The 20488-nt window shown below is 43.4% G+C and carries 21 protein-coding genes and 1 pseudogene; 17 read left to right on the top strand and 5 right to left on the bottom strand.

Translation table 11 applies throughout. The annotated features are described in order from the left end of the window. Nucleotides 1-190 precede the first annotated feature (190 nt). Nucleotides 191-466 carry a PTPA-CTERM sorting domain-containing protein gene (locus MAS10914_RS0124935; protein ID WP_017318670.1) on the bottom strand — a complete coding sequence of 92 codons (276 nt, stop codon included), beginning with the start codon at nt 464-466 and terminating at the stop codon, nt 191-193. A 308-nt stretch (nt 467-774) separates the two neighbouring features. Between MAS10914_RS0124935 and MAS10914_RS0124920 the strand changes: the two genes are divergently transcribed. From MAS10914_RS0124920 to ggt, 5 genes are all read left to right on the top strand, one after another. Further along, nucleotides 775-1524 (top strand): ATP-binding cassette domain-containing protein, encoded by a 750-nt coding sequence (locus MAS10914_RS0124920; RefSeq protein ID WP_017318668.1) that lies wholly within the window; start codon nt 775-777, stop codon nt 1522-1524. Further along, complete coding sequence (locus tag MAS10914_RS0124915; protein ID WP_017318667.1) at nt 1521-2162, top strand: ABC transporter permease; 642 nt, start codon at nt 1521-1523, stop codon at nt 2160-2162. Before MAS10914_RS0124920 ends, MAS10914_RS0124915 begins: the two co-directional genes overlap by 4 nt. Before the next feature lie 142 nt (nt 2163-2304). After that, the gene (locus MAS10914_RS0124910; protein WP_017318666.1) at nt 2305-3216 is read left to right on the top strand and encodes a glycine betaine ABC transporter substrate-binding protein; all 912 of its coding nucleotides are present in this window, start codon (nt 2305-2307) and stop codon (nt 3214-3216) included. Nucleotides 3217-3240: 24 nt separating this feature from the next. Continuing rightward, the gene (locus MAS10914_RS0124905) at nt 3241-3978 is read left to right on the top strand and encodes a phytochelatin synthase family protein (protein WP_017318665.1); all 738 of its coding nucleotides are present in this window, start codon (nt 3241-3243) and stop codon (nt 3976-3978) included. A 185-nt stretch (nt 3979-4163) separates the two neighbouring features. Beyond that, complete coding sequence (gene ggt / locus MAS10914_RS0124900; protein WP_017318664.1) at nt 4164-5963, top strand: gamma-glutamyltransferase; 1800 nt, start codon at nt 4164-4166, stop codon at nt 5961-5963. Between the two features lie 50 nt (nt 5964-6013). On the opposite strand, the gene MAS10914_RS0124895 is transcribed toward ggt, so the two are convergent. Together MAS10914_RS0124895 and MAS10914_RS0124890 are read right to left on the bottom strand one after the other, a co-directional pair. After that, on the bottom strand, nt 6014-6265 hold the full coding sequence (locus MAS10914_RS0124895; protein ID WP_026082796.1) for a hypothetical protein: 252 nt from the start codon (nt 6263-6265) through the stop codon (nt 6014-6016). A 255-nt stretch (nt 6266-6520) separates the two neighbouring features. Continuing rightward, the gene (locus MAS10914_RS0124890) at nt 6521-7117 is read right to left on the bottom strand and encodes a DUF1802 family protein (protein ID WP_017318662.1); all 597 of its coding nucleotides are present in this window, start codon (nt 7115-7117) and stop codon (nt 6521-6523) included. Nucleotides 7118-7213: 96 nt separating this feature from the next. On the opposite strand from MAS10914_RS0124890, the pseudogene MAS10914_RS33185 reads away from it, so the two are divergent. The 9 genes and pseudogenes from MAS10914_RS33185 to MAS10914_RS0124840 all read left to right on the top strand — a co-directional run bounded on the left by MAS10914_RS33185 (nt 7214) and on the right by MAS10914_RS0124840 (nt 14661). Further along, a pseudogene (locus MAS10914_RS33185) lies at nt 7214-8173 on the top strand (aldo/keto reductase). Nucleotides 8174-8370: 197 nt separating this feature from the next. Beyond that, complete coding sequence (locus MAS10914_RS0124875; RefSeq protein WP_017318659.1) at nt 8371-8928, top strand: 1,2-dihydroxy-3-keto-5-methylthiopentene dioxygenase; 558 nt, start codon at nt 8371-8373, stop codon at nt 8926-8928. Nucleotides 8929-8940: 12 nt separating this feature from the next. Continuing rightward, on the top strand, nt 8941-9591 hold the full coding sequence (gene mtnB, locus MAS10914_RS0124870; protein WP_017318658.1) for a methylthioribulose 1-phosphate dehydratase: 651 nt from the start codon (nt 8941-8943) through the stop codon (nt 9589-9591). 415 nt (nt 9592-10006) lie between these two features. Further along, nucleotides 10007-10780: a class II glutamine amidotransferase gene (locus MAS10914_RS0124865; RefSeq protein ID WP_017318657.1), complete on the top strand. Its 774-nt coding sequence runs from the start codon at nt 10007-10009 to the stop codon at nt 10778-10780. A 229-nt stretch (nt 10781-11009) separates the two neighbouring features. Then, on the top strand, nt 11010-12158 hold the full coding sequence (locus MAS10914_RS0124860) for a sulfate ABC transporter substrate-binding protein (RefSeq protein WP_017318656.1): 1149 nt from the start codon (nt 11010-11012) through the stop codon (nt 12156-12158). Between the two features lie 46 nt (nt 12159-12204). Then, nucleotides 12205-13092, top strand: coding sequence for a sulfate ABC transporter permease subunit CysT (gene cysT / locus MAS10914_RS0124855; RefSeq protein WP_026082795.1), 888 nt, complete (start codon nt 12205-12207; stop codon nt 13090-13092). Next, entirely contained in the window at nt 13079-13969 is an 891-nt protein-coding gene (gene cysW / locus MAS10914_RS0124850; RefSeq protein WP_017318654.1) for a sulfate ABC transporter permease subunit CysW, read from the top strand. Before cysT ends, cysW begins: the two co-directional genes overlap by 14 nt. 54 nt (nt 13970-14023) lie before the next feature. Further along, nucleotides 14024-14287 (top strand): NIL domain-containing protein, encoded by a 264-nt coding sequence (locus MAS10914_RS0124845; RefSeq protein WP_017318653.1) that lies wholly within the window; start codon nt 14024-14026, stop codon nt 14285-14287. Between the two features lie 86 nt (nt 14288-14373). Then, nucleotides 14374-14661, top strand: a complete 288-nt coding sequence (locus tag MAS10914_RS0124840; RefSeq protein WP_017318652.1) for an NIL domain-containing protein — start codon at nt 14374-14376, stop codon at nt 14659-14661. Nucleotides 14662-14676: 15 nt separating this feature from the next. Here MAS10914_RS0124840 and MAS10914_RS0124835 read toward each other — a convergent pair whose 3' ends face one another. Next, the gene (locus MAS10914_RS0124835; RefSeq protein WP_017318651.1) at nt 14677-15264 is read right to left on the bottom strand and encodes a Crp/Fnr family transcriptional regulator; all 588 of its coding nucleotides are present in this window, start codon (nt 15262-15264) and stop codon (nt 14677-14679) included. 75 nt (nt 15265-15339) lie between these two features. Between MAS10914_RS0124835 and MAS10914_RS0124830 the strand changes: the two genes are divergently transcribed. The 3 genes from MAS10914_RS0124830 to MAS10914_RS0124820 all read left to right on the top strand — a co-directional run bounded on the left by MAS10914_RS0124830 (nt 15340) and on the right by MAS10914_RS0124820 (nt 19976). Next, nucleotides 15340-16359: a sulfate/molybdate ABC transporter ATP-binding protein gene (locus MAS10914_RS0124830; RefSeq protein ID WP_017318650.1), complete on the top strand. Its 1020-nt coding sequence runs from the start codon at nt 15340-15342 to the stop codon at nt 16357-16359. A 510-nt stretch (nt 16360-16869) separates the two neighbouring features. Beyond that, nucleotides 16870-18063, top strand: a complete 1194-nt coding sequence (locus MAS10914_RS0124825) for a substrate-binding domain-containing protein (protein ID WP_017318649.1) — start codon at nt 16870-16872, stop codon at nt 18061-18063. A 314-nt stretch (nt 18064-18377) separates the two neighbouring features. Further along, a complete protein-coding gene (locus tag MAS10914_RS0124820) occupies nt 18378-19976 on the top strand; it encodes an iron uptake porin (RefSeq protein ID WP_017318648.1) in 1599 nt (532 codons plus the stop codon). A 271-nt stretch (nt 19977-20247) separates the two neighbouring features. On the opposite strand, the gene MAS10914_RS34635 is transcribed toward MAS10914_RS0124820, so the two are convergent. Next, the gene (locus MAS10914_RS34635; protein ID WP_156818237.1) at nt 20248-20415 is read right to left on the bottom strand and encodes a hypothetical protein; all 168 of its coding nucleotides are present in this window, start codon (nt 20413-20415) and stop codon (nt 20248-20250) included. Nucleotides 20416-20488: the final 73 nt, after the last annotated feature.

The raw sequence follows: 20488 nt of genomic DNA, 5'->3' as shown, positions 1-20488 counted from the left end.
TAAGAGCTTTTCCACGTTACTCTAAAGACTTCCTGCCTGATCAGCTGGGTAAGACCCAATTGACAGATAAATTAAGAATGATGGCTCTCTAGTCAAAGTTTTGCCTTAAAAGTGCCATCATTTATGACTTATAGCTAGATCACCCTCAGTGGAATGACATAACAGTCTAGGTATTTAGCTGTCAGAAACTTTAGATATCAACCTCAGTAACCTCAGCGTTCTTAGCCTTACGCTTACGTAGTAAGCTCGCGCCTAAACCAATTAAACCTGGCAGTAGAGCTGGAGTGGGAACTCCTGTTGTGTTGTTTACAGAAACGCAAACTCCATTCACTAGTACTAACCCACCAGTGCAAACAGTAACACCTGGAAGAAGTTGAGCTTGAGCAGACTCCTGATGGCTCAGTGTTAACCCTGTGAACATGGCAACAGTTACGGCTGCGCTTATGCAAATAGCTTGGAATTTCATGTCTATCCCTGGTAAACTTCATAAGAAATTTCATAACAATTTAGTGTGACTTATGCTATGTCTCCATCAGCAATTTCACTGAAAATGTGGTTGGCTCTTATCTTGCACCTGGCATTTTCAACCTCTATTGGGTAAGTATGGAGTGCCAAAAAGTTATACTTAAAGCCCGAAGTGACTTATGCCAGAAGGGAAAAAAATTTCCCTTGGGCAGATCCGTTTTGGATAGACTTTATCTAGCAAAGTACAAACCTAACGCATACTGGCAAAATTCAGAAGATAATGACATAAAACCAGCTTGCAAGTGACTCATGCCGCAGGATAACCAAATCGCTGTCGAATTTCACAATGTTACCTTTAGCCGTAACAACCGCCCTCTGGTATCAAACCTCAATTTCGCTATCCATCAAGGAGAAGCACTGATATTACTAGGGCGCAGTGGGAGCGGCAAAACTACGACAATGAAATTAATCAATCGCCTATTTATACCCACACAAGGCGAGGTATTATTTGATGGCATTCCTACAACTCAATGGGATGAAATTAAATTGCGGCGCAAGATTGGTTATGTCATTCAAGAAACGGGTTTATTTCCTCATTTCACTGTTGAACGCAATGTGGGTTTGGTTCCATCTTTGGAAGGTTGGAAACCCAAGCAAATTAAAACGCGAGTTTATGAATTGTTGCATTTGGTAGGTTTAGAACCAGAAAAATTTGCTCAAAGGTATCCACATGAACTTTCGGGAGGGCAAAGACAACGGGTTGGTGTGGCAAGGGCGCTAGCAGCCGATCCGCCAGTCTTGTTGATGGATGAACCTTTTGGCGCACTCGATCCAATTACCCGGTTAGAACTGCAACAAGAATTTAAACGGTTACAGCAGGAACTAGGCAAGACAGTTGTGTTTGTCACTCACGATATCCAAGAAGCATTTGTTTTAGCATCGAGAATTGGGTTAATGCATGGGGGAGAATTGGTTGTGTTGGGTACAACCGAAGAATTTTTGCGTTCTCAACACCCAGAAGCCCTTGCATTTCTGCAATGTCTCAAACCAGCCCTATGAATATCAGTGACTTCTTCTTAATAAAATACGCCTCGGAAATCCTGGAACGCACTCTAGAACACTTGCTGCTGGTAGCAGTTTCTATTGGTATTGCCACTCTCGTAGGAATTCCACTGGGTATATTAATTACCCGGCGAAAGAACCTCCGCCAACCCATTCTTGGGATTGCGAATATTCTGCAAACCGTTCCCAGTCTGGCACTGTTTGGCTTGCTTATTCCCGTACCTATAGTTGGTGGAATTGGACCAAGCCCTGCAATTGTTGCCCTAACTTTGTATTCTCTATTACCTATAATCCGCAATACTTATACGGGGATCACTGGTGTAGATTCAGCCATTATAGAAGCTGGGCGAGGGATGGGAATGACAGATAGAGAATTATTGCTTCAGGTAGAAATTCCTTTGGCACTGAGTGTTATTTTAGCAGGGGTGCGAGTGGCGACAGTGATTGCGATTGGGATTGCCACTATTGCCGCAGCAATTGGTGCTGGTGGTTTAGGGGAGTTGATTTTTCGAGGTATTGCAGTGGTGAATAATCAGTTACTTTTAGCTGGTGCGATTCCTGCGGCGATCATTGCTTTAGTTGCTGATTTTGGCATTGGTTGGTTGGAGGGAAGATTAAAAATTACAAGAAAATAGCCATCATGAACTGCGTACACCAGGACAGATGAAAATTTATTTTTTCTTCTGCATTCTGAGTTCTGAGTTCTGAGTTCTATTTTCAAGTCAGGTGTGTTGTCATTCATGAACCGCCAAGAACGCCAAGGTGAAGAACAAAGATATGAAAAGATTTTTTGCCTTTTTCCTTTTAACTTTTGCCCTAGTGCTAGGAATTGCCAGTTGTAACCCCAGCACAAATAGCGGAGGTGGTGGAGATATTGTTGTTGCTTCCAAGGGTTTTACTGAACAAGATATTTTAAGCGAACTTTTGGCACAGCAAATAGAAGCAACTAGCAATTTAAAAGTAGAACGTCGCCGCTTTACGAGTTCTTTTGTGACTCATCAAGCGATTATTGCTGGCAAAATTGATGCTTATGTTGAATATACGGGTACAGCTTTTACTGGGATTTTGAAGCAAAAAGCGATTAGTGACCCAAAAGAAGTTTATCGACGTTTAAAACAAGCTTATGCCAAGCAGTTCAATTTGGAAGTAATGGAATCGTTGGGTTTTGAAAACACTTTTGTAATGACTATACGCGGTGAAGATGCCAAGCGTTACAATATCAAAACTCTTTCTGAAGCTGCTAAATATACACCTCAGTGGCGCGGTGGTTGTAGCTACGAATTTGTGGAAAGGGAAGATGGTTTTCCTGGATTGGCTAAAACCTACGGTTTACGCTTTGCCCATTCTCCTCGCATTATGGATTTAGGTTTAATCTATCGGGCACTGGTGCAAAAGCAAGTAGACATGGTGAATGGAAATTCCACTGATGGGCAAATTTCTCGCTTGGGTTTAGTCGTCCTGAAAGATGATAAGCAGTATTTTCCACCTTATGAGGCAGATCCAATAATACGTAAAGAAACTTTACAAAAGTATCCACAATTAAGGAAGGCGATCGCCCAACTCGTTGGCAGAATTTCGGCGGATGAAATGCGACAATTAAACTATTTAGTTGAGGGCGAGTTACGTGATATAAAAGAGGTTGTTAGCGAGTTTCGCAAAGCTAAGGGTTTAGCCGGAAGTTCAATATAATATATTTTTTTGTAAAAAATTACCATGAATAAAATTTTACTCAAAACTATCAACTTACCTTTAAAGGCTTTAGTAATAAGTGCTTTTGTAGCTAGTGGAAGTGTCTTTGCTCAAACACTGACTTTGCCAAAGAATTTAATTGCTTTTAACTCACAAGAAGGCGAAAAATTATTATTTGAAAGTCAATCAAGGAAAGATTTCTTGCCACTTAGTATGCAGTTTGTTACTCAAAACAATCAGGCATATTGTGGGGTGGCTAGTATTGTTATGGTACTGAATGGTTTGCAAATTCCTGCACCAGAAGCACAGCAGTATTCTCCCTACCGGGTATTTACTCAAGAAAACTTTTTTAATAACGAAGCTACCCGAAAAGTGTTAGCACCCGAGGTGGTTTCTCGTATGGGTATGACTCTAGAGCAGATAGGGCAATTCTTAGTTAGCTATAACGTTAAGGTCAAGGTTTACCATGCTGCTGACACTAACCTACAAGCTTTTAGAAAACTGGCATTAGAGAATTTAAAACAGCCTGATAATTATATCTTAGTTAATTATTTACGTAAAGAAATTGGGCAAGAAAAAGGTGGGCATATTTCCCCATTAGCAGCATATAACGAGAAAACAGATAGATTTTTAATCATGGATGTTTCTCGTTATAAATATCCGCCAGTCTGGGTGAAAACAGCAGATTTATGGAAGGCTATGGCAACGGCTGATTCAGTTTCCGGTAAGACACGGGGATTTGTATTTATCAGTCGAAATTAACGGCTGAAGGCAAAGGGTAAAAGTCATCCTTGTTATCCTTGATGGACAATCAGCGCACCTACTCATGCAACGCCGAAAAGTTTTGCATCTTTGCGTCTTGGCATGAGATTATAATTTGTAATCTGTGCAAAGCCACAAAGCTACCTTGAATGCATTTCTGGTTACTAGCCTAAGAACAATAAAAAATGAAAATCGGTATTTTTGACAAATGTAAACAGGTTGCATTCACAGCTTTTACCCTTGGCGTTCTATTTTCTAGCCAAGTAGCATCCGCCTTCGTTATCCCACCGCTTCGGACCAAAAAGGCAATGGTAGTCTCAGCACATCCCTTAGCAAGTGAAGCAGGGATGGCAATGTTACGCAAGGGTGGTAATGCAGTTGATGCAGCAGTCGCTACTACCTTTGCTATATCTGTAGTTGAGCCTTTTTCAGCAGGAATTGGTGGCGGTGGATTCTTGCTATTGCATCAAGCGAAAACTGGCGAAATGAAGGCGTTGGATTTTCGCGAACGCGCACCGCTAAAAGCCACAAGAAATATGTACCTAGATGCACAGGGAAAGGTGCGTCCAAATGTCAGCGTGAACGGTTATTTGGCAGCCGCGACACCAGGGACGGTGGCTGGACTGTATGAAGTCCATCGTCGTTATGGTAAGCTGCCTTGGCAAGAGGTCGTCAAACCTGCAATTTCTCTTGCTAAAGATGGCTTCATCCTCTCTCAAGAGCAGACTTGGCGTTCCATAAAAGTGTATGAGGATCGCAAGCAGGTTATTCTCAATAATCCAGCAGCGCGGGCAATTTTTACTCGTAACGGAGAATTTTTCGCTCCGGGAGAAAAGTTGGTGCAGCGAGATTTAGCACGAACTTTGGCAGAAATTGCCAAGAACCCCCAAAGTTTCTACACCGGAAATATTGCCCGTGCGATCGCGTCTGACATGGCAAAAAACGGTGGTTTAATTTCTCGTGAAGACCTGAAATCTTATAAACCAATCTGGCGCACTCCCCTTTGTGGCAATTTCCGCAAAGCTAAAATTTGCTCAATGCCACCACCTTCAGCAGGAGGCGTTCATCTATTACAGATTCTAAATATTATTGGTGATACCGATTTAAAATCTTTAGGATGGCACCACCCAGACGCTTTACACCTGATGGTGGAAGCAATGAAAATCGCTTACGCTGACCGTTCCAAATATTTAGGCGATCCAGATTTTGTCAAAGTTCCTGTCACACAACTTATTAGCTCTGCTTATGCCAAAAAACGGCTTCAAGAAATCAAAATGGAAAGGGCTACACCTTCAAATGAGGTTAAACCAGCAGATCCGCAGACATTACAGCAGTTGATTCAGGCTAACGAGGGGGAGACAAGGCGAAAAAGCTTCTTTGCGTCCTCTTCTCCTAAATATGAATCGCCCGAAACCAGTCACCTAACTGTTATAGATCAACAGCGCAATGCTGTTAGCTTAACTTTCACGGTAAACTACGGCTTTGGTTCTGGGGTGGTGGTGCCGGGAACTGGTATTCTGCTTAATGACGAGATGGATGACTTTGCGGCTGCGCCCGGAGTACCCAATGCGTTTGGACTTGTGGGTAGTCAAGCAAATGCGATCGCACCGCGCAAAACTCCTTTATCCAGCATGACTCCCACAATTGTCACTGAAAACGGTCGTCTCCGGATGGCAGTGGGTGCGCCTGGTGGTGGTACCATCATCACTCAAGTGCTGCAAGTTATCTTGAATGTACTGGAATACAATATGGATGCTGGCGCGGCTGTTTCTGCACCACGCATACATCATCAGTGGTTACCAGATGAGTTAAGAGTGGAACCCGTTGGTTTGGATGCTCTTACTCTTGCACAATTGCAGCGGCGAGGACACAAAATTAAGCAGACTGCGCCTTGGGGTAATATTAACACGATTGTCGTAACACCTGATGGAACATTAGAAGGCGCAGCCGATCCGCGTGGTGAAGGTTCCCCTAAAGGTTTTTGAACGATGGGGAGACAATAAGAAGTAAAAAGTCAAACTTTTTTGACTTTTGATTAACTCTTAACTTTAGTAGAGAGAGGACTAAACTCGTTTGCCATTGCACTTGGGATCAAAGTCCAACCTGCTTTTAACAATTTTTGGTAGGTTGCCCAACCCTTAGAACCACCTGGTATTTCGTAATCTGGAACTGCATATTGCCGAAAAGCTGTGTAAGGACGCCAAGGTTCATTGGGTGCAGTCTGTAAATGCAAAACTTTTTCCCCATTGTCTCCAGACTTCGATAACCAGCACATTCGTCGATGCATGGCAAACTCCTTATGTGTTTTATTTAGCTTTTAGATGCATAATCGCAGACGTATGTCAAGACAATCCTCACCCTTTTGGGGTACTTTTTTTATCCTTCACAACTGTTAACCTCAAAACAAATAAACGTAAGATGTAGACGCCTTAGCAACACAAGGCTACACAGATAAAAGTAGCAAGTCTCTACGTTTACCTAATCCTATCTGTGCTTCATAAAAATTTATGTATGTTTGAGTACTTTTTTAGATAATTATGTGTTATGTAGATGGAACATATAACTTATCGCTGACGATGTTGCGAATTTTGGCAACTAATTGGGTGTATGTCGAATCAGATAAAATTGGTTCTGCTCCTTGTAGCGAAATCGGTTGAGCCAAATCAATCCATGACTTGCAGCCGCCGTACTCGCTGCGATAGGGAATTTCCTGCTCTTGGGGGAGTTTGTAAGTCCGCAGCAGGAGAATATACAGTGGCTGACGCGGTTTCCATTTGAGGCGATCGCTAATAAAGTACTCGTTCCAGATATGGAACCCAAGCAGAGCATTAACTATAGACTCGTCACTGACTGGGAAAATATCCGTAATCTCAGCGCAACTGCTGATACGGACTGTTTCTGGATGCCAACCAGGTGTTACTGGAATAACGAGATTGGCATACTCGCGTTTGAGCAAGAAAGGCTGTTGATGTTCAAACGTTGGGTAAAGTAAAACCTGCTTGTGGGCGACATCAAAGCGTCCATCACGTTCGTGGATACCACCCTTGCGGAGGAGCATAATTGTTTTGCCTGTTTCCAAGGCGTTGATGGCAACTGCCCATTCTTTGAGTGCATGAGAAGTTATAGTCAGTTCTTGCATAAGCATCTACTGTAACTCTGATTTAATTGGACACCAAGACCGATACACTATGTCACTGTCTGAGGAAATGAATTAAAGAAAAGTTAAGGAATCATTATGGAAAAGCGAACATTAGGTAAATCAGATGTCAAAATCACGCCCATCCTGATGGGGACTTGGCAAGCTGGTAAAAAAATGTGGGTGGGAGTTGAGGATACAGACTCAATTAAAGCAATACGCGCAGGATTGGAAGCTGGTATTACGACAATTGACACAGCTGAAGTCTATGGTGACGGACACTCGGAACGCATTGTTGCTGAAGCTTTATCGGATGTTGGGGAGCAGGTGGAGTATGCCACGAAAGTTTTTGCTAACCATTTAAAGTACAATCAAGTGATTGAGGCTTGTGAACGTTCTTTAAAAAACCTCAAAACTGACTACATCGACCTTTACCAAATTCATTGACCCGCTGGCTCCTTCAATTCTGAAGTTGTCTCAATTGAGGAGACAATGAGCGCTCTTAACCAACTCAAAGAGCAAGGGAAAATTCGGGCTATTGGCGTTTCCAATTTTTCCCGTGTCCAACTGGAACAAGCAGCCAAGTATGGGCGTATTGATAGTTTACAACCTCCCTATTCTTTATTCTGGCGTTATGTAGAAACCGATGCAATGCCTTATTGTATCGAAAACGAGATTACCATCATTGCTTATTCACCCTTAGCTCAAGGATTGTTGACAGGGAAATTTGGATCTGGACACAAATTTGACCCACAAGACAACCGCGCTAAGAATAAGCTATTCCAGGGAGAAAACTTTGAACGTGCCCAACAAGCTTTAGAAAAATTGCGCCCCATTGCGAACCATCATCATTGTACCCTTGCCCAGTTAGCGCTGGCATGGCTCATCGCCCAACCACAGACAAGTGCAATCGCCGGTGCGCGTCATCCTGAGCAAGCAACCGCAAACGCCCAAGCTGCTTCTGTTCAACTTTCTACAGAAGAACTTCACCAAATCGATGCCATTGGGCGTCTTGTAACCGACCATTTAGACGATAACCCAGTCATGTGGAATTGGTGATTTTGAGAGGGCTGTAGGGGGCAAAGCAATTCAAAATTCTTGAATTGTTGACGCTCCCCACCCAGCCTGACGGCTCTTGGTGGGGATTGTTGGCTCAATGAGCGCCCTTGCTCAGATAGGCTCCTCAACTTTCTTCAATCAAGAATAACAAGTTAGTATAGATACCGTTGAATATATATCTTTGCCAGAGGTGAGAGATGGCGATTCTACAATTGGAAGATGGAACACGCCATACTGATTTGCAAGACATTTGCCGCGAACTAGCACCCTTAAACATCCAACTCAATCGTTGGGCTGTGGGAGAGAGTCAACAGTTGCGTCAACTATTAGCACAAGATAGCCTCAACGAGGATGAGAAAGAACAAATCTTAAAATCGCTGGATGGCTATTTTGAGCAACTCAAACAAACAGCAGGCTATCAAACCCGTGACCTCATCGTCCTGCATCCAGGAATCCCAAACCTTGATGCAATGCTGACGAAGTTTGACAAAATCCATACTCATTCAGAAGACGAAGTCCGCTACATCATTGCTGGGGAAGGCATTTTTGGTTTTGTACGACCTGATGATACCCAAGTAGAACTGACAGTGCAGCCCCAAGAGTACATTAACGTACCTGCGGGAACTGAACACTGGTTTTATCTCACTCCAGCGCGACGAATTAAAGCAGTGCGGTATTTCACTGGGACAGAAGGTTGGTTTCCTGAGTATACGGATACACAAATCCGTACTCGTCAGGCTGTTGGTCAAATATAGATGAGGAAACTCATGAATAGCTCAACCCTTATTACCCTCATTGACCCTCGTCTTGAACTTATCTCAGATGCCCGTCACTTTTACCAGCAAGGATGGATGGTGGGAACTGCGGGAAATCTGTCGGTTCGTTTACCCGATGGGAGCTTCTGGATTACAGCCAGTGGTCGGTCTAAAGGAGAATTAGAACCTGGAGATTTTGTGCCTATCCAGCCAAACGGTAAGGTAGAGCAACCCTCACCTGATTTGAAGCCTTCAGCTGAAACAGCTATTCACCAGGTTCTTTATGACCTGTTTGCCGACGCTATGAGCTGTTACCATGTTCACTCAGTAGAAGCAAGCTTGGTTTCTCGCTTTGTCAAAGGAGATACCTTGCCCTTACCACCGTTGGAGATGCTCAAAGGTTTGGGTGTTTGGGAAGAGAACCCTTGTTGTTCTATGCCCATATTTGCCAACCATTTACAGGTTTCTCGCATTGCAGATGAAATTAAAGAGCGCTTTACAACCACTCCCCCACAAATACCAGCTTTACTGATCCGCGACCACGGCGTTACAGTTTGGGCACCTTCTCCCAAAACCGCCCGCAATTACATTGAGTTAATGGAATACATTTTCCGGTATATGGTTGCAGCCAGAGGTGTGGGTGTTTGGGGAGTAGGGGAGTAGAGGGAGTGGAGGAAGTAAGGGGTGTGGGGGAGAAAACTCATGACTAATAACTCTTGAGTCTTGACTAATGACCGCAAGATTGAACTCAGAACACAGAACTCAGTAGTCAGAATAATAAACGGTAAAAAGGAACTGAGCCGCCTATTTTTAAACATGGAAGTCTGTCAAAATGTATGACTCCATACTACGTACGAGAAATACGGGGTCCTTGTTTAAATAAGCGCGCATTTATTTATGGGGATACCCAACTGAGTTCTAAGTTCCTACTCTGTGGTCTTCTTAATAACCAAACTATACTCCTACTGAACTTGATAACGAAGTTTTGTAGAGTGAAACATTCATGCCAGATCAATAAGTGAATTTGGTTTATCTTGATCCCACAGCCGTTACTCTAGAGTTGAGAGTTTCAACATCCATGTGCCAACTGCTGGGAATGAATTGCAATGTACCAACTGATATTTGCTTTTCTTTTGAGGGCTTTTCGGCGCGAGGCGGAAAAACTGACGACCATCGCGATGGTTGGGGTATTGCTTTCTTTGAAGGAAAAGGATGTCGGATTTTTTTAGATGCTAAACCTTCTGTCTTTTCTCCTGTAGCTGATTTGGTGCGACGCTATCCCATCCACTCTACTCATGTGATTGCCCATATCCGTAAAGCAACTCAAGGTGAAGTGGTTTTGGAAAACTGCCATCCCTTTCGGCGGGAACTGTGGGGAAGATACTGGGTGTTTGCCCACAACGGAGATTTACCAGATCTTCATCCCCAGGATCTGAAGTTTTATCAACCTGTGGGGAATACCGATAGTGAAAAAGCTTTTTGTCTTATCCTAGATAGGATGCGAGGATGCTTTCCTCAGGATAAACCTCCCTTGGAGAAACTTGTCCCAGTACTTAGGGATATTACCCAGATATTGGCAGACAAAGGTGTTTTTAACTACTTACTTTCGGATGGAGAACACTTTTTCGCCCACTGCTCAACAAAACTCAGCTACATCATACGTCAAGCACCCTTTGCTGCTGCTCATTTAATTGACCAAGACCTAACTGTTGATTTTAGTGAATTGACCACTCCAAGCGATCGCGTTACCGTCATCGCCACCACTCCGCTCACTGACAACGAACTTTGGACGCAAATCCAACCTGGAGAACTGCTAGTATTTCAAGATGGTTTACCCCATAAGTTTGCATAAATAGCAACCTCTTTCTTGAATCCCCAGCTAGTAAGTTGGAAATATTTCGAGTTCTAAGTTCTTTTCAAGCGGTTGTAACTGCAATATTATCCAAAAATATTCACTTTTCCTCAGGAGAAAGTGAATATTTTCTCTTGCATTTTTAACTGCTCCCCTGTAATATCTCTTACAATAAACTATAAATACGGATATTTTACCGACATACCGTAAAATTCTAGGGGAAAGTAAAATGAGTTTTTGGCAACGTGTTTTCAAGCAGCAGGGGCAAACACTCTTAAAAATAGCTGATAAATTTAGGTTTAATTCTTTAAAAGGTTTTTTATCACTTTTTTTGATAGGAATCAGCTTGAGTGTCGTTATTGCTGCTTGCTCTGGTGGTGCGAGTAACACTGGCACTAACAGTGAGAGTGGTGGTTCTGCTGCAAGCCCTGTAGCCGCCAATAAGCAGGATGTGAAAGTCACACTCGTTTCATTTGCTGTGACTAAAGCAGCTCACGACGCTATTATTCCAAAATTTGTGGAACAGTGGAAGAAAGAACGTAACCAGAATGTTACCTTTGAGCAAAGCTACGGGGGATCTGGTTCTCAAACTCGTGCTGTGATTGATGGTTTAGAAGCCGATCTTGTCCACTTAGCACTTGGCTTAGACGTAGACAGGATTCAGAAGGCTGGATTGATTGAGCCAGGATGGGAGAAAGAATACCCCAATAACGGCATTGTCTCTAAATCTGTTGCTGCATTAGTCACTCGCCCAGGCAATCCAAAAGGCATCAAAACCTGGTCAGATTTGGCAAAAGATGGTGTAGGACTAATTACCGCTGATCCTAAAACCTCTGGTATCGCTCGCTGGAATTTCCTAGCCCTCTGGAATTCAGTGATTAAAACTGGTGGAGGAGAGGACAAAGCCCTAGAATTTATTACGAAAGTTTACAAAAATGTTCCCGTCTTGACAAAAGATGCGCGTGAAGCAACTGATATATTTGCCAAGCGGAATCAAGGGGATGCTCTGATTAACTATGAAAACGAGATCATTCTGGCACAACAGAAGGGCGAGAAAGTTGATTACGTCATTCCTGATGTGAACATCTCCATCGACAATCCAATCGCAATTGTAGACAAGAATGTCGATAAACACGGTACCAGAGAAGTTGTAGAAGCTTTTGTCAAATACCTTTATACTCCAGAAGCACAGCAGGAGTTTGCTAAAGTCGGATTCCGACCTATAGAGGAGACACCACAAACGAAAGAACTTACAAATAAGTATCCTAAGGTCAAAAATCTAGGTACAGTTCAAGATTACGGCGGCTGGGATCAAATTCAAGCGAAATTCTTTGAAGATGGGGCTATTTTTGACAAAATTCAATCACAAAGACGTTAATTAGCAACCTATCCCCCAATTCCCTGAACTTCCTGACTCACAACTTATGGCTATATCTTCACCTCCATCAACCTCTCACCGAGAACTGATTCGGAGAAAACCTCCGGCTTGGAAGAGCTATCTGCTTCAATTGTGGAATCTTCCTTGGACATGGCGAATTACGTTTGCATATCTGACCGTAATGTTGCTTGTCCCAATACTTGCAATGTTTTTGAAGGCGAGTACTGAACCTCCCGCGCGGTTTTGGGAAATTGCTACAAGTCCGATCGCAATAGCAACATACGAGGTTACTTTTTTTACAGCAATAATAGCCGCCCTAATCAATGGATTCTTCGGAACTCTGATTGCTTGGGTTTTCGTCCGCTATCAATTTCCCTTGAAACGGGTGCTTGATGCCACCATAGATTTACCATTTGCGTTACCAACTGCGGTAGCAGGATTAACCCTCGCGACAGTTTACAGCGATAATGGTTGGATTGGCTCACTCTTAGCACCATTTGGCATTAAGGTATCTTTCACCCGCTTGGGCGTAGGGGTGGCGATGATCTTCATCTCTTTACCTTTTGTCGTGCGGACGGTGCAACCAGTCTTAATGGAAATGGAAAAGGAAATTGAAGAAGCCGCTTGGAGTCTCGGTGCATCTCAATGGCAAACTTTCTCCAAAGTGATTTTGCCGCCCTTGTTTCCTTCTATTTTGACTGGTGTTGCTTTAGGTTTTGCACGCGCAGTTGGGGAGTATGGCTCAACCGTAATTGTCGCTTCCAATACTCCTTTCAATGATTTGATTGCACCTGTCCTGATTTTCCAAAGATTGGAACAGTATGACTATTCTGGTGCCACTGTCATTGGCATAGTACTACTGCTCATTTCTCTGTTGATACTGCTGGGAATCAATATGTTACAAGCTTGGGGAAGAAGATATGATGCAAAGTAGTGATGAGTTTCCACAACCACATTTTCATTCAGCGACAGGACAACCAGGCAATCAAAAGCAAATCAAGCCTAAGAGTTTGGCTCCAGTCATTCTTATTGGAATAGCAGTATTCTATCTATCATTAATTCTGTACATACCTGCGGCTAATGTCTTTTTCCAGGCTTTTCACAAAGGGCTTGATGTGTTTTTTTCCAATTTGACACGCCCAGAATTTACTCATGCTGCTTGGTTAACATTAATACTGGCTATTATCACTGTACCAGTCAATATGGTATTTGGCTTGTGTGCAGCTTTGGCGCTCGCCCGCAATCACTTCCCTGGTCGTGCTTTATTGCTAAGTATTATTGACCTACCATTTTCCATCTCGCCTGTAGTTGCAGGGTTGATGATTGTACTTCTCTACGGGCGAAATGGGTGGTTTGGTCCTTTGTTAGAGACATTTGATATCAAAGTCATCTTTGCCTTTCCAGGTATGGTGCTGGCGACAGCATTCGTAAGTATGCCCTTTGTCGCGCGTGAAGTGATCCCCGTTCTTGAAGAAATGGGTAACGACCAAGAAGAAGCTGCGAAAACGCTGGGTGCTCAAGATTGGCAGATATTTTGGCGAGTGACTCTACCTAGTATCAGTTTGGGACTCCTCTACGGCGTGATTTTGACCAATGCGAGATCCATGGGTGAATTTGGTGCGATCGCCGTCGTCTCTGGAAACATTGCCCGGAAAACTCAAAGCTTACCACTATACGTGGAAGACGCTTACAAACAGTATGAAACTGAAGCAGCCTTCTCAGTTGCTGTTCTGTTGATGTTGCTTGCAGTTGTGACTTTGGTGCTGAAGGAAATTTTGGAACGGAAAGCAGGTATTAAGAAGAAACATTAAAAGAAAAATAGAGCTTTTTCCGTGTGAAAAATCAATGACAATGATTAACTTACTATGTCTGATAACACTCTCACCCACAAACGAATTCGCCTAAGAATTCCCAAGGATTACCACAAGGAACCTGTCATTTCTTGTTTGGTGTCAAACTATGGTCTGACTGTGAATATCACTGCCGCTCTGTTGGGAGCTAATGGTATTGGAGATGGTTGGTTTGATTTGGATTTACGCGGAACCTCTCCACAAATTGATAGTGCCTTAACCTATATCAATGACTTAAATCTAGAAATTTGGCACGACATTGACACAGGGAGTTGGTGAAGCATGAAGTATGAAATATGAAGTGTTGATCTCTCATTAATTTTTCCTACTTCATCCTTCTTGATTCTTAAGTTCTCCTAAGTTCTATGGTGACACCCCTCTTTAAAAGCAGCAATACTACAAAGATTCGCCTACGCTTGCACATTCCCCAGTGCTACCAGCAAGAACCTGTGATTTCTCGGCTCATTGCTACTCATGGCTTAGTCGTTAATATTACGGGGGCAATGCTAGGAAAACACACGAATGGAGAGGGACGCTTTGACATAGAAATTGGTGGAACTGTACCACAAATTTCGCGTGGTTTGGCTTACCTGGAGTCTTTAAATTTAAAAATTGTAGGTAAGCCAAACTCTGACGGAGATGGTTGGTATTGAAAAATGCATCTGAAGCTAAATCTCATAGTGCCAAAGTTCTTCTTCTTTCAAGACAATCCGATGCAGGGGGAGACGATGAATCAACCCCTGTTCCTCTAATTGAGTGAGGATGCGAGTGATTGTCACGCGAGTTGAATTGAGCATATCAGCAAGGTCTTGATGAGTTAAACGTAAATCAATGAGATGTCCCGTTTGTACTGCTCGACCAAATTTTTTGGCTAACCAACCTAAGAGTTTAATAAGCATGATTTCCACTGTCTTATAGCTGCGAATAATCATCAATTCTTCCGCCTGTTGAATGTGGGCAAGCATAACCTCTGTTAATGGAAACCACCCTTCCAGAGGCAAGATTGTCGCCTCTACCCTAGTTAGACACTCAATCTGATAGGGTTCAACCTTAGAAAAGGCTTGACCAACGATATCTCCAGGTCCCCAAACTCCTAAAGTGACAAGCGTACCGTCTTCATGCCAAGTTACAACCCGCACGACTCCGGTTTCAATTTTCCACAGAAAGTTCTGCTTAAGCGGCAAGAATGAGCGCAGCTTAAAGCTTTGTTTGGTGTTTTCACCAAATGGATTTTGAAAACGTGATGAAATAGACATTGTCGCCTGAAATACCAAATTCACGATAGATAAACCGTAGTTTATAAATATATCAGTTTCTTGGAGAAGATTACTATGGGCATTGCAGTTGAGAATGTATCCAAACAATATGGCTCTTTCCGTGCTGTTGATAATGTGAGTTTAGAGGTTCAAACAGGCTCTCTTGTCGCACTGTTAGGACCGTCTGGGTCAGGAAAATCAACTTTGTTACGGATGATTGCAGGGTTGGAAGCTCCTGATTCAGGTCACATCTGGCTAATTGGTGAAGATGCTACTTACAAGTCCGTGCAGGAACGTCACATAGGCTTTGTGTTTCAGCATTACGCCTTGTTTAAGCACTTGACAGTGCGGCAAAATATAGCCTTTGCATTAGAAATTCGTAAGGTTCCTAAAGCTAGGATTCAGGCGCGAGTGGATGAACTTTTGGAGTTAGTCCAGTTGCGGGGATTTGGAGAGCGCTATCCTTCCCAACTCTCTGGAGGTCAACGCCAACGGGTGGCGCTAGCAAGAGCATTAGCAGTTCAGCCAAGAATATTACTGTTGGATGAACCTTTTGGGGCGTTAGATGCGAAAGTCCGTAAAGAATTAAGGGCGGGGTTACGAAAACTGCATGAAGAAGTTCATGTCACAACTGTACTTGTCACCCACGACCAAGAAGAAGCCATGGAGGTTGCAGACCAAATTGTGGTGATGAATAATGGTCGAGTGGAACAAGTTGGTAGCTCCGCAGAGATTTATGACCAGCCAGCATCACCTTTTGTGATGAGCTTTATTGGTCCGGTGAATGTTCTTCCTAGTAATACTGGTATTCTCCCACAGAGAGATTTGAAGCCTCGAACGAACGAGCAGGTATTTTTGCGTCCTCATGACATTGTGATTCAGACCAATCCTGCAGAGGATACTACACCTGCCAAAGTCGATCGCGTTATTAACTTAGGTTGGGAAATTCGGGTTGAGTTGGTTCTCAAATCTGGAGAAACAGTGACTGCTTTCCTCAGCCGTGAGCAGTTTAATCAGCTCAAAATCCAGGAAGACCAGCGTGTCTATGTTAAGTCCAAGCAGGCAAAAGTTTTTCCAGCTTATGCTATGAGTTGAGAGACTGAAGTTCTTTAAAAAAAGAGTGTAAGAAGTTCCACGCTGGGTCAGACGACTCGGCGTGGAACTTCTTACTATAGGGGTTGACGATAACGATTGCCATTGTGCAAAGCGCGATGGAACGGAGTGCCCGCCTCCGGCGTTCGCGTAGCGTGCCCAAAGGGCGATGGCGCAAAGCGCCCGCCTTACGGCGATCGCCTTGATGCTCAAGCTCAACTGAGAGAAATTCCTCTTGTTCTTGAACTCCAGTACCCGAGCTTGTGTAGCATTAGATACTTTTTCTTCTTACAAAAGAATACGTAGGTATTACAAAAAATAATACTCTTAATTTATCGTTAAAACATATATTTCTTATTGTTCCTTTACAAACTTCCTGCTGTTGTGTTGCAAAAAACGCGTAAGATGTTTTATCTAATAAATTTACTGAGTATCTAGTGATATATTTTAACATCACAGTAACCTCCTGGGTGCAATACCGTAAGTACAAACACATACCTTGGGAGAATTAAGATGGAGCCTGACAAATCGAATAATCAAAAGGTTATAGTATGTAACCATTGTGGCTATGATACAAATCCTGCCACAGCTAAACGCTGTGTGAAGTGCGGTAAACCCCTAAATGTTTCTCTGATACGAGACAGCAACAAGGTCGCCAACCCTGAGCCTAAAACTTTGACAGATTGGCTGTTGACACCTTGGATAATTCGGCTTCTTTCTGGTATGGTGTTCCTGCTTTTCAGTTGGTTAATGTACTGTTTGTTCGTCACTGTCAGCAGTGTAAACAAGTCCGAGGATATTGGAGTTTACAGTTCGAGTGACAGCAATCAGAATATCTCCTCTGATGTCAAACTTTACAATTCTATGAAAGAGATACCGAATGTACCAGAAGGTACATTTAACTATGGTGGTGCTGGCATCTTTGCATCTCTGACTGCTGAAGGTTTGAACGAAGCAGTCACCAATGCTCACCCCAATTTTCGCCTCCGCTTCACTGAACCGAAAGACGGTAACCCTGGTGGCAAAAAGGGTATAGCTATGCTGCTCAATGGTCAACTGAGTTTTACTCTGTACGGAACATCTCTTGATGATGCTCATTATAGCAAGGCTCAAGAACGGGGCTTTGGGCTAAAGCAAATGCCAGTGGCTTTAGATGCGCTTGTTTTCTTTACCCATCCAGACATCTCCATTCCTGGACTTTCAGTTGCTCAACTTCAAGACATATATAAAGGTAAATTAACCAACTGGAAGCAAGTGGGAGGACCGGATGTGCCGATCATACCTTTTGCTAGGGACCCTAAGGCTACCGGTTTATTCAATGAGCTTTTCGGGAAAGAAGCTGGGCAAATAAGTCCCAGGGTGCAGTTCATTCGTGATGCCACTGATTCTATTCGTCAGGTTGCCTCTACCCCTGGGGGAATTTCCTTTGGAGGAAACTCAATAATTATTGGTCAAAAAACAATCCGCCTCCTTGCTATTGCTAAAGGTAACTCCCAAGAATATGTGCAACCCGTCGTAAATGATGGCAAGCGGATTAATGCTACCGCAGTGAGGGATGGCACTTACCCCCTCACCCGGCGTCTGTTTATTGTGTTTCGCCAGGACAACACAGTCGATCAACTAGCAGGGGAAGCCTACGCCAATATGTTACTGTCCAAAGAAGGTCAGCAGATTGTCGACAAGGCAGGGTTCATTCCCTTACGCTGAGAACATGAACTGTTCTTAACTTAACGCGAGTTCGATGAAAACAGTCTGCCAAGGAAATCATCAGGGTACAGCTTGCAGCAAAGCATGATATAGCGGTTCAATTGAATGGATGATAATCTGATTTTCTTGTGGGGTGGGCATCTTACCCGCCCCCAATCCTGGACGGGCGAGACGCCCATCCCAAAAGAACTGTATTCAACATAAATGAGAACCGCTATTTAAGATACACCCTTTCAAAGCTCTGTTGAACTCACGTTAAATCTGCAATGCCCAAAATCATAAAACCGAATTTAGGTGTGAGTAAGACAAAAACCATGACCAAACTATACTGGAAATTTCTCCTTAGTCCAGTAGTTTTCGCTGCTACATTTTTCGCTGCTAACAGTGCCTTAGCTAGTGAAGTCAGCCAACAAGTGACTTCTGTTGACCAATTGTCGCAAGAATCCCATAGCCTCGGTCAAGTCACATCCGTTTCTCAATTTTCTGACGTACAGCCCACAGACTGGGCATTCCAAGCATTGCAGTCCTTGGTTGAGCGTTATGGTTGTATTGCTGGTTATCCCAATGGTACCTATCGCGGTAACCGTGCTTTGACTCGTTATGAATTCGCAGCAGGTTTGAATGCTTGTTTAGATCGGGTGAACGAACTGGTTGCCACAGCTACTTCTGACTTAGTCAGAAAAGAAGACCTATCTACCTTGCAGCGCTTACAAGAAGAATTCTCTGCAGAACTGACTACCCTGCGCGGTCGTGTAGATAGCCTAGAAGCCCATACTGCTGAACTGGAGGCAAATCAGTTTTCTACCACCACAAAACTCAATGGTGAAGCTATCTTTGCAGTAGCTGGTGTTTTTGGTGATGATGCATCTGATAGAGACAACAATCCAAATAACAACCCAGATTTGCAAGATAACATCATATTTGCCAATCGCGTGCGTTTGAATTTTGATACAAGCTTTACTGGCAAAGACCGTCTAAGAACCCGTTTGCAAGCCAGAAATATAACTGAGTTTCAGGGTAGTGTCACAGGTACTAGGATGACTCGTTTGGGATTTGATGGAGATGAAGACAACGACCTTGGGCTAGATGACTTGTACTATCAGTTTCCGTTAAGCGATAAGATGAGAGTCACCGTTTCAGCTGCTAATACTGAATTGAATCATCTTGTGGAAACGTTAAGCCCCTTAGAAAGCTCCGGTAATGGTAGCATTTCCCGCTTTGGGCGGTTTAACCCTATATACCGAGCTGTTGGCAGTACAGGGTTAGTTATCAATTATCAGTTTAGCAAGCGCGCTAGTCTCGATTTAGCCTATATGGTTCGCGATCCTGAAGATCCTGCTGATAAAAATGGGCTTTTTGATGGTAACTACGGCGCTTTGGCACAACTCATCTTTGAGCCAATTAAAAATTTAGACATAGGCTTGACTTACGTTCACTCCTACAATGCGGGAGGTAGCAATAGTGGTGTCAACCTTACAGGTAGTACAGGTAGTGCCAATGCCATCAGACCCTTTGGTAATGTTGCGACTTCAGCAGATTCTTTTGGCTTAGAAAGCAGCTGGCGAGTGAGCCCTCAATTTACTGTCTCTGGTTGGTTAGGTTACTCATTTGCACAGTCGGAGGTTAGTAATGATAGCGCAGATATCTTGAACTATGCTATAACTCTAGCTTTTCCAGACTTGGGAGGAGAAGGTAATCTAGCCGGGATTGTCATCGGTATGCCGCCAAAAGTCACATCAAGTAGTCTGGTAGATGATAAGGACACCTCTTTGCATATAGAGGGTTTCTATCGATTACAAGTCACAGATAATATCGCTATTACCCCTGGCTTATTTATTATTACCAATCCAGAACACAACGACAACAACGATAGCATTTTTGTAGGAACAATCCGGACTACCTTCAAGTTTTAGGGCTGTAATATCAATTCTCTGTAAACTTGCACTTAATAATTGATTATCTATGATTTGTTACACCAAGGATGTTACCTAATCTCTTTGCTAAATATTAAGTGCATCTTCATGGGGAATTGGTATAAGTAGATTTCATCACCCATGCCGATAGCTAGACTATCCCAAAATTTATGTCTCAGCAGTTCCGAATTATGAAATACCTGTACAAATAGACTGAGTTGGTTGTCAACCTAAAAGTGCTTGTTGAATCTGGGAAATTGCTCACAGAGTTTTACGAGGGCTTCAGCCACTGTTTTTGCCTCAATTTGTCAAGTGGCGACCCAGGTCGTCCCAATACGGTTCGTATAGCCGAGGCAGTGCGTTGCGGTGAGTCCAGCGCTGCAGGCTGGTTTCCCGCGCCTTGGCGGCTGGCGTTCGCTGTCAGGCGTGCCGAAGGCATACCCGGAGGGGGGTTCCCCCGAGTGTGCAAACTGCCGTCCAGGCTTTAGCCTGTGGGGCTTATCCGAACCCTA

The organism is Mastigocladopsis repens PCC 10914 (assembly GCF_000315565.1).
Taxonomy (GTDB): Bacteria; Cyanobacteriota; Cyanobacteriia; order Cyanobacteriales; family Nostocaceae; genus Mastigocladopsis; species Mastigocladopsis repens.
The sequence above is the reverse complement of the archived record's forward strand: the minus strand, read 5'-3'. Positions and strand labels throughout refer to the sequence as shown.